The organism is Chroococcidiopsis sp. (assembly GCF_051657925.1).
Classification (GTDB): Bacteria; Cyanobacteriota; Cyanobacteriia; order Cyanobacteriales; family Chroococcidiopsidaceae; genus Chroococcidiopsis.
In genome coordinates this window covers 1-8,936 of the sequence record NZ_JBOFLP010000112.1, presented here as the reverse complement: position 1 = coordinate 8,936, position 8,936 = coordinate 1, and the positions used below count along the sequence as shown (strand labels likewise).

Sequence of the window (8,936 nt, the reverse complement as noted above, 5' to 3'; positions counted from 1 at the left end):
GTATCGATGAAGGTTTGGGGCGATACTGGCTCGACGTAATTTACACTAGGGTTTGTGTAACCCTTAAGTCCACCTATTTCGTCAGTAAGTGGTACGCCTTGAATAAAGCTCGTTCTCCCTGGTCCAATCGTAAAATCGCTATCAGGTGTAAACAAACCATCTTCATCCCAATGACCAGGTGGTTGCGCCCCTAAAATCAGCCGTTCTCGGAACCCTCCGACCTCGGCAGACCTTACCATCATCGTCAAAACAAAATTAATAGCATTCTGAGCAGATTTGATACTACTTGTTATTAAAGAAGGTGCAGCCATTTCAAATATCGAGAAACGCCCACCGAGGTCTATTGCAAGCGTTTCCTCTTCAATTTCTTGTTCTTGTTCGTTAAGCGTAGTGAATATTGTCAAGTTAGTTAATTCATCAATGCGCTGGATTTCAGTGCGCTTTAAATCATTGGCTGAGTATTGATATTCAATTGAATCAATAAATCCATCCACGTCGCGATTAATTACTACACTATCGGGATGGGGGGAGTGAAGCGCCACACGAGTAATTAAGTCTGGAGAGTTTCTAAAGCGCTTAGGAGACCATAACCTTAAATATCCCTTGCCCGCTACCAACATATTTTTAGTCGCTTCTGCGATCGCATTGGAGAGCGAATTTTCATGGCTGCGCGAGAGCGCGTACTGCTTATCTATCCATCTATTAAGCAACAATTCAGCAACAGAGGCGGAGTCGTCTTTTAATCGGTTTCCTGCTTTGTCAGCAATGTACCAGTGAGCTTTCTTCCCCACTAATGCATTTTTTTGGCGATTTATACACTCGGCAATGATATTTCTAGACTGAAAAACGCGCTCTATTTGCTCGATTACTTCGTTGTAGTGAGGATCGCCCTCTGGTAATGTTGGACCGCACCAATACTTAAAAACATTGTCATTGTAATAGTCTAAATTCTCGCTTGTAACATCAACGTTCTTACGTAGTTTGGACACAATAAAATGTTAAAATAGATACATAGCGCGACGCATTTATGAGTCTAAGCATAGATGCGATCGCTGACCAATTAACCTAATGGAGTAGGTATGGCTAGAGCTATTGTAAACGACCTTACAGGAAAAGTATTTGGGAAAATAACTGTTTTAGAAGCTATTCCCAAAGACCCTAAAAAAAATAGAAAGTACAAATGTTTATGTGCTTGTGGAAAGGAGTTTGAAACTTATGCAATGCATATTGTTCATAATGTTGCTAAGTCTTGCGGATGCTGGAAAGCAACAGAATTTAAAGCTAGGGTAACAAAACACAGCCGAGCGCATACTAAAGCCTTTGACATCCTCCCCCCTTTAGAAAAGGGGGGATTCCAAAGATCGCTCTTTGGGGTTCCTCTTTCCACGAGTTGACTTGCTTGGAGGAGTTTCCCCATCCAAGTATTGGTCAGTCTCTCCAGAGGCGTAGGTTCCGACGTGACCCGCCGTACTTAATGCTTTTTCTAATATGTTGCGGGCAGCATTCCAGTCTCGATCTTGAGTGTGTCCGCAATGATGGCAAACATGAGTCCTCACGCTCAACGCCTTTTTAACCTGTTTGCCACAGTTAGAGCAATTTTGGCTAGTGTAGTGAGGCGGTACAGCTACCGTTACCACGCCAAACACCTTACCAAAATACTCCACCCAAGAACGAAACTGCGTCCATGCAGCGTCACTAATTGACTTAGCCAAGTGGCGATTCCTCACCATATTTCGCACCTTCAAGTCCTCGTAGGCTACCAAGTCGTTAGACTGGACTACGCACCTTGCCGTTTTTATCGCAAAGTCTTTACGCTGCCTACTTACCTTGAGATGCTTCCTGGCTAATTTATTTCTAAATTTGGCTCTATTATTTGACCCCTTTTTCGTTTTACTCATCCGCCGTGATAGGCGTTTTAGCGCTTTTTCACTTTTGCGAAGGTGACGTGGATTGGCGACCGTTTCGCCGTCACTATCAGTATAGAAATGAGTCAACCCCACATCTAAACCAATGGTTTTTAGTGTTGGAGAGCGCTTTTCTATTCGTTCCACATCCAAACAAAACTGGGCGTAGTACCCGTCAGCACGACGTACTACCCGCACTCGTTTGATTTGTTCTATTTGGTAGTAGTGTAAGTCACGAGTTCCCCACAATCTAAACGTTCCAGCTTCAAACCCATCACGAAAAGTAATTTCTTTTCTGTCCTCTGACAGTACCCAGCCTGATGTTTTGTATTCAACACTTGCATGGGTTTGGTGCTTTTTGAAGCGAGGAAATCCCTTTTTTCCTGCTACTTTTTTCTTGCAATTATCGAAGAACTTTGCAATCGCGCTCCAAGCACGTTCGGCGCTTGATTGACGTGCCATTGAATTGAGCTTCTTTACCCAAGGAAAGTCTGGATTATCTGCTAGAACTTTGCAATATTTATTTAGGTCGTACCTCCCTACCCCTTTATTTTCTATCCAATATTTGAGGCAACTGTTACGCACGAAACGGGCAGTACGCAACGCTTCATCTAGCGCTCTGTACTGCCCGTCTGTCCCTTTTAATTTTGCCTCAAATACTAACATCTTATGTCATGCAATCTGACATAATTATATCATAGATTGTTAGTTAGTTGCCTAGATTATTGGATATTATCGGAACATCGAGTTCCGATAATATCCCGCCTTATATCCCTCGCATGAATGACGGGGGTTTTACGGCGCTTCCGATAAAGTTTGGACCACTATGAAGTGCAGATGTCTAAACCCTAGTCATCCAAACTGGCGAAATTATGGGGGCAGAGGTATAACAGTTTGTTCTTCCTGGCTTAGTTTTGAAAACTTTTATAAAGACATGGGAGATCCACCGACTGGAATGAGTTTAGAAAGAATTGACAATTCACAAGGTTATTCTAAAGAAAACTGTCGTTGGGCAACAACTAAAGAGCAAGCAAGAAATAAAAGAACAAACCGCCTTTTAGAACACAATAATGAAATCCGCACAGTTGCAGAATGGGCAGAAATACTAGGCATAAGGGCTAGTTTAATAACTGCAAGGATAGACGAATTAGGTTGGTCAGTTAAAAATGCTCTTACAACGCCTCCAGGTATTCATTGCGGCAAGCTAAACCCAGAACAGGTCAAGAAAATAATCCAACTTCGTTCTTCAGGATTAACTTTTTTAGAAATAGGACGAATAATAGGATGCACGCAGAGTACCGCTCACAAAAGATACCAGAACTATTTAAAAACATTAGAAGAGATTACCAAGTAGTGTAACTAATAGCCCCAGAAGCATTTTTATTAGGGGCTTTAGACAACTCATTAAATGCTAAAGCCGAGGAGTCGAGTTGATCGTCATGAGGGGAGTCGGGGATATTATGTAATTCTGATAAATAGCGATCGCACCATGCCGCCCTAACTAATTTTACTTGCCCATTGGCAGCAGCGGTAGCAAACCCTTTGGCTCTTGTTAATTTGTCGCCTTGACTTCTTATCCCTGCTGCGTCATAGCCTACTAACATTTTTGTTAGGGTACTAGCATTTATCTTACCTGCGCTCCCTGGTTCTATCTCAAAACGCACCTTGCAACCAACGCCGTCATTAAGTGCAGTCCTCAATATTAAATCGTTGACTTGGGCAGCGCTAATTTGAACTTGGATTACGTCTAAGACATAGTAGGCATTGCCGGATTTGAGCATCTTTACCCCACAAGTGTAATCGGGGTCATTTTTCAAGTGTTTCTCGGTTCCTGCCATATCCCAAGCTCGAACTATAGTTCCAGTATCAGGGAAGTCTTCTACTATTTCAAAGAATGAGCGATTGATAAATGCCCCAGAATCATTACGAATTTTCCAATTACCATCTAATAAACGAGCGCGGTCTATTGGGTGGAGTGCTTGCAGGTTAGCAAGGTAGCCAGGGTCTTTTTCTAAGAGAATGCGATTGTCTGATATTTTGGCAGGGATGAAAGTTAATGATTTTGGTTCGATATCTGGATATAAGTCGCGCAACTCATCATAAGATGAAGACCAAATTAACTCTCCACCAATACGGACAAACCATCGCACCTTGCCTGACCTTTCAGGGATAGGAAACCCATCTTCCCCAATCCACCAATTAATAAGGTCTGCAACCCAACTATCTGCATTGGGGTTACAAGTCGCTCTAATGTAAGGCTTTACTCCACAGACAGAGCGGTTACGAGAAAGTAAATACCAAAATTGCTTATCGGTAAAATGTGTAAGCTCATCAAAACAGATAAGCGGAATTTGCGATCCTTGAAAAGAAAAAACGTCTTTCTCGTGTTGTAAATGACTAAATTTTACTGTTGAACCACTTGGAAAACTCCACTCCAAAAATGACTCTTTCAGAGTTGCACCAATACTTGGATATAAAGCAAATGATTCATCGAGCAAGCCACCTTTGTTGCGAATCTCTGGAAACGTACGCCGAAAAATTACAGCACCAAAAGATGGGTTGTCTATGTGATACAAAGGCTCTAAAAGAATAGCAAAAGATTTGCCAGCACCAGCAGCCTCACGCCCCGCCGTAAATAGCGATGTTAGCAGAAGATGTTAAAAAATCTGATTGTTTCTCTTGCGGCTTAATCTCAATTACAGCAGGAATAGGGCATCACCTCCTTATCTTTTCCATCGCCTATGCGGTTCACCTTTCTTAAATTGACCATCGTTGCCCGTAGAAGCTGCATAACTAGCTACTCCAAGCTCTTTTCTAGCTCTAGCTATTACAGTTTTACAATAGCCAAATTTTTTACCTAAAAGCCAATCGGGTTCTTTGCCTAAAAGTTCTATAACTTTTTCTGGTAGTTTTATCTTATTCCATCCTCCCATGTTAGGAGGGATTGGTTTATTTATATACCCACATGGTTTTATGGATCTTTTTCTTCTTTGAAATTCTACAGTTTTGCGATCGCAGCCTAGTTGTTTAGCTAATATCTCATCAGGTAGTTTCCCAAGTAAATCTACTACCTCATCTGTCCAAGCGATTTTAGCGTTATTAGAATGCCCGCCACAAGTGGAACCTGTATTAGTTAGTTTATGACTAATAGAATAAAAATCAATCCAAGCACCCTCAATAGTCCTTCCGTCTGTTGCAGAAATGTTTTCATGAGTAGCAATTAGGACAATTTCTGGTTTCAATCCTTTTGCCAAAATCTCAAAAATTTTTAAACCTTTAGCTGTCCTGCGCTTCTGACCATCTCTAATATGCGAACAAAGTCTTTGAGACAATTGTAAAGTTGTTCTGCCGACGTAGAAAACCAATCCATCGGTAGGATCTACCAAGGTATAGATACGAGTTACAGTATTCATGCTGACCTAGAAACATTAGGTGAGACACGCCAAGGGTATTTCCAGTACCGCTTGGCATTCTACTATTTTACCTCAAAACCTTTGCTAGATAGAACTTTCGGCAAACTACCTCCGTCTTTCGGTGGCAAAATAATTGTAAGAATTGTGCGATCGCGCATTCGGGCTTCTCGCTTTTTCTCTCTGGTACGCTTAAGAGCGTTCACTCGATTGATAAGGTGCAGGCTCACTTAGGGCATCACTGGCTATCTTTAATTCTCCTATTATCTTGCACGCTCCGGCGATCGCGTGAATGGTTGCAGCATCGTTAGCGGTTGCTTGTGGGATTAATTCATTTAGCCTCAGTAGTCCAGTTTTTAAAGTGCGCGTTGCGTCGGTCTGCCAATCGACTAAAAGCATCCGAGTTTTTAATAATGCGTTTTCGTGCAGTTTCGGATCGCTAAGTCTTCTATCCCGCCACCGCCATAGGGTTGATTGATTTATTCCCCAACGAGCAAGCGTGTTTTTGTCGCCAAATATTTCAGCTTCAGCAATTACAATCGAAGCCTTTTCATACGGGAATTTCTGTGGCATTAATTTAAAGTAATAACTTTATTTATGTTGCCCTAGATGCATCCACAAATAAAAATAGTCGGCGAAACATCTGACGGAACCATAAGAGCAATCGCTGTTAACTCCGATGGCTCCCTAGTTACCTCTGGTGGAGACGGTGGGGATGGTGGTTCTGATGCATCGCTATATGGAAGTGTGCTTAATGCCCCAGACTTATATAAGACTATCAACTACTTTGACGAAGGAACGGGCGATGAGCGAATTGCTACTATTACTATTTCTAGTCCTAGCCTAAATGTGGAATTTTCTGATAGTTATGTTTACGGTGGTACGGCAGGCTCTTATCGGGTAGTTGCAGTAAGTCGGACTCAAGGAACTCCTGGTTAATCAAGTCGTAAGTCGTAAGTCGTAAGTCGTAAGTAGATATTGACTTACGACTTACGACTTACGACCTACGACTTCGCTACACCAGGCTTCTCATCCAAAAAAGAGCAAGCTTTAACAATGCGAACAGCAAATTGTTTTGTCCTATCAGTAATAGGAATCATACTAAACACGTACTTAGACGTATCAATTATAACATCTTTACTTACGACTTACGACTTACGACTTACGACTTGGAGCGCAGCGTAGATGTATCAAGTTGATTTAAATGGGCAGCTAGTTAAGGTGGCGAGCATTATTGGCGCTCTTGACGCTAATATTCGCAATTCTTTGGCTAATGAGCCGCAAATAGTTAACGAGCGATCGCCTTTACTACTTGACAACTTATTACCTGCTGGGCGCTTTAACCGCTTGCACGCAAATATTTGGGACGCGGCAAATAGTAAAGTTTATCCCAAATCGCTAGGAGAAATTTACCTAGCGCGGGTGTCAATGGCAGTAACGTCTAGTGCGCCAGTTGTAATTACGATAGACTTGGATGTTAACGGGGTAATTATTTACAAAAAATCTTTCCAGCCTACTGCTTGGGATAACGATTTGAATGTCGAGACTTTCCCTTTTTTTGCAGGAGCAAGTATGTTGCAACATGGCGCATCATTGAATGTAGATTCTAGCACTAGATGCGAACTCCGAAATTGTAGTTTGTACTTAGTGAGGATGAGTTCTTGAGTGAATCTGGATTTTTGATGAACGCTCAAAAAGACATTCCTGGCGGCATTCCTACTTTAGACGAACAAGGAATGCTTAAAACTTCACAGACCAGAGCAATTACTCCTGAATCAATCGGTGCAGAGAAAGCAGGTGCGGCAAATAACGCTCTAGCATCTCATAAAACCGAAACAAATCCTCATTCGGGGTACGCACTTCTCTCAGACCCCCGTTTTGCCGATAGCCGAACTCCTAGAGCGCACACACATCCAAGCAATGAGATTATTTTTAGTTCGCCCACTTGGAATAATCTAAATCTCCTTAACGCTTGGACGAACAAATCCGGCATAGCCGCTTACCGCAAATATGCTTCAGGCATAGTTGAAGTGCGGTTTTGGCTAACTAAAGCTACCGCGCCAGCCAGTGCGGAAGTTTTGTTTAATTTACCTACGCTCCATCGCCCTTCGCAAGATTATCAATCTAGTGCTGTAATAACTGACAGCAAAAAAGCCTATATTCTGGGGCATTTGAATGTAAGCGCTGATGGAAATGTGGGATTTTATGCTAATAAGATGGACGTAAACACTGAAATTAAGGGGCGACTGGTTTTTGGGGTTGATTAACGTCGGATAAATTTTAACCTCTTTTTAGATACCAAGCTTTTCCCCAAAAGTTCAATTTTTGGGTAGTTTTCAGATGTTACGTTGGTCATCTTGATACCTATTTGTTTATTTGTCTTGCGTTTCTCTTGAAAAGGTTGACGGGGGGAGCATCCCCCCGCCAACTTTCCGCTATTATAAACAATTCTATTGGCATTTTTAAACGAGCAATGCCTTTTCTTTACCTCATTAATTGCATATCTTAAAGCTTTTTGTATCCAAGCTTTTTCATGTCCTTTTGATATGCATTCACCCTGCCATCGGCGATAAGTGATAATCCAGGTAGTGCGAAGTAGTATATCGCGCTTAATATCTTCTACCTCGGCATAGACTTTTTTATATTTAAGTCTTGTTAAAGGTAAGTATTCTTTTAATAGTTCGCAAACTTCAATCGGACACGGACTAGGCATAGGTGGATAATGAAGGTTTTTTTCTGGGTGCTTGCTTTTATCACCGCAAATTATTCTATAGCCAATGCGTTTAGCGTTTTGTATGCTTTTATAGCTCCTCTCTACAGCAAGACCGCAATCGCATTTCATTATCCATGTAGGCTGATTGTGAGCACCTCTTTTTCCAGTTGGTTCTATTGCTGTTAACGTACCGAATTTTTTACCAGCAATGTTCGTTAACTTGTTTCTATTAATAGCTTGGCTTCCTCGTTTGCTACAGCCACAAGAATATTGCTTTATTCCCTCTCTCTTCTCAAAATTACCTCTTAGTCTTTCGATTGTATTTCCACAATCACATTGCAAACGCCACAATTGTTCGTAGCTTTCGCGTATTTCGCCCCCGCGAGCTTCGCGTTTTCGCAGGTATTTTCCACCTTTACCTAATACCAAAAGCATTCCAAATCTCTGCCCAGTACAATCTGGTTTAGCTCTCAATTTGCTTTACAACTCCATTTTCTGTTTTTGCTTTCCACATTCCATCGGATGTCATCATGCTTAACTCAATTATTCCCCAAGGGGCAGATTCAAAATGCATACCCCAGAAGTTAATTCCGCCTGGGGCAAAACTGAGAATTGCGATCGCGAGGACTAAGTTAAACATTCCTTGTTCTAGCATTTCTTGAGTATCTGGATACAAGATATACTCGTCGGCGCGGGCTAGAATATCTTGCAAGGAACCAAGTTTTTCAGATTTTAACCATTCTCTCTCATCATCATTTACGCCACCTCTGTCAATAATGTGTTGAATAAAGCGAGGCACATTTGACATTAGTATTGACTGAGTTAAATCTGGCTGCATTTGTTGATGCCGTAGTCTTCTTCCATTCTTTTGAGCAGCAATAACTGGCGGTCTGTCCAGACAGTGTGGAC

The 8,936-nt window shown here is 41.8% G+C and carries 13 protein-coding genes; 5 read left to right on the top strand and 8 right to left on the bottom strand.

Annotated features, from left to right (window positions below):
* The coding region (locus ACRC32_RS08295) for a hypothetical protein (protein ID WP_438553520.1) at positions 1–989 on the bottom strand (989 nt) is incomplete at its 3' end.
* Between the two features lie 90 nt (positions 990–1,079).
* On the opposite strand from ACRC32_RS08295, the gene ACRC32_RS08290 reads away from it, so the two are divergent.
* Positions 1,080–1,394: a hypothetical protein gene (locus ACRC32_RS08290; RefSeq protein WP_438553519.1), complete on the top strand. Its 315-nt coding sequence runs from the start codon at positions 1,080–1,082 to the stop codon at positions 1,392–1,394.
* Here ACRC32_RS08290 and ACRC32_RS08285 read toward each other — a convergent pair.
* Complete coding sequence (locus tag ACRC32_RS08285; protein WP_438553518.1) at positions 1,338–2,570, bottom strand: RNA-guided endonuclease InsQ/TnpB family protein; 1,233 nt, start codon at positions 2,568–2,570, stop codon at positions 1,338–1,340. The genes ACRC32_RS08290 and ACRC32_RS08285 overlap by 57 nt on opposite strands.
* A gap of 268 nt (positions 2,571–2,838) precedes the next feature.
* Between ACRC32_RS08285 and ACRC32_RS08280 the strand changes: the two genes are divergently transcribed.
* Complete coding sequence (locus ACRC32_RS08280; RefSeq protein WP_438553517.1) at positions 2,839–3,258, top strand: hypothetical protein; 420 nt, start codon at positions 2,839–2,841, stop codon at positions 3,256–3,258.
* Here the strand turns inward: ACRC32_RS08280 and terL are convergent.
* The 4 genes from terL to ACRC32_RS08260 form a co-directional block, all read right to left on the bottom strand.
* Positions 3,248–4,480 carry a phage terminase large subunit gene (gene terL, locus ACRC32_RS08275; RefSeq protein WP_438553516.1) on the bottom strand — a complete coding sequence of 411 codons (1,233 nt, stop codon included), beginning with the start codon at positions 4,478–4,480 and terminating at the stop codon, positions 3,248–3,250. The two genes, ACRC32_RS08280 and terL, sit on opposite strands and share 11 nt — an antisense overlap.
* A gap of 147 nt (positions 4,481–4,627) precedes the next feature.
* A complete protein-coding gene (locus ACRC32_RS08270; RefSeq protein WP_438553515.1) occupies positions 4,628–5,317 on the bottom strand; it encodes a hypothetical protein in 690 nt (229 codons plus the stop codon).
* A gap of 62 nt (positions 5,318–5,379) precedes the next feature.
* Complete coding sequence (locus ACRC32_RS08265; protein WP_438553514.1) at positions 5,380–5,520, bottom strand: hypothetical protein; 141 nt, start codon at positions 5,518–5,520, stop codon at positions 5,380–5,382.
* A complete protein-coding gene (locus ACRC32_RS08260; protein WP_438553513.1) occupies positions 5,507–5,887 on the bottom strand; it encodes a hypothetical protein in 381 nt (126 codons plus the stop codon). Before ACRC32_RS08260 ends, ACRC32_RS08265 begins: the two co-directional genes overlap by 14 nt.
* A 36-nt stretch (positions 5,888–5,923) precedes the next feature.
* Here ACRC32_RS08260 and ACRC32_RS08255 point away from each other — a divergent pair, with 36 nt between their 5' ends.
* From ACRC32_RS08255 to ACRC32_RS08245, 3 genes are all read left to right on the top strand, one after another.
* Positions 5,924–6,253, top strand: a complete 330-nt coding sequence (locus ACRC32_RS08255) for a hypothetical protein (protein ID WP_438553512.1) — start codon at positions 5,924–5,926, stop codon at positions 6,251–6,253.
* 246 nt (positions 6,254–6,499) lie between these two features.
* Positions 6,500–6,979 (top strand): hypothetical protein, encoded by a 480-nt coding sequence (locus tag ACRC32_RS08250; protein WP_438553511.1) that lies wholly within the window; start codon positions 6,500–6,502, stop codon positions 6,977–6,979.
* Positions 6,976–7,581, top strand: a complete 606-nt coding sequence (locus tag ACRC32_RS08245) for a hypothetical protein (RefSeq protein WP_438553510.1) — start codon at positions 6,976–6,978, stop codon at positions 7,579–7,581. Before ACRC32_RS08250 ends, ACRC32_RS08245 begins: the two co-directional genes overlap by 4 nt.
* Here the strand turns inward: ACRC32_RS08245 and ACRC32_RS08240 are convergent.
* Together ACRC32_RS08240 and ACRC32_RS08235 are read right to left on the bottom strand one after the other, a co-directional pair.
* Positions 7,578–8,462: a hypothetical protein gene (locus tag ACRC32_RS08240; RefSeq protein ID WP_438553509.1), complete on the bottom strand. Its 885-nt coding sequence runs from the start codon at positions 8,460–8,462 to the stop codon at positions 7,578–7,580. The genes ACRC32_RS08245 and ACRC32_RS08240 overlap by 4 nt on opposite strands.
* Positions 8,463–8,490: 28 nt before the next feature.
* Positions 8,491–8,936, bottom strand: a 446-nt coding sequence (locus ACRC32_RS08235) for a hypothetical protein (protein WP_438553508.1), incomplete at its 5' end; no start/stop codon positions are given.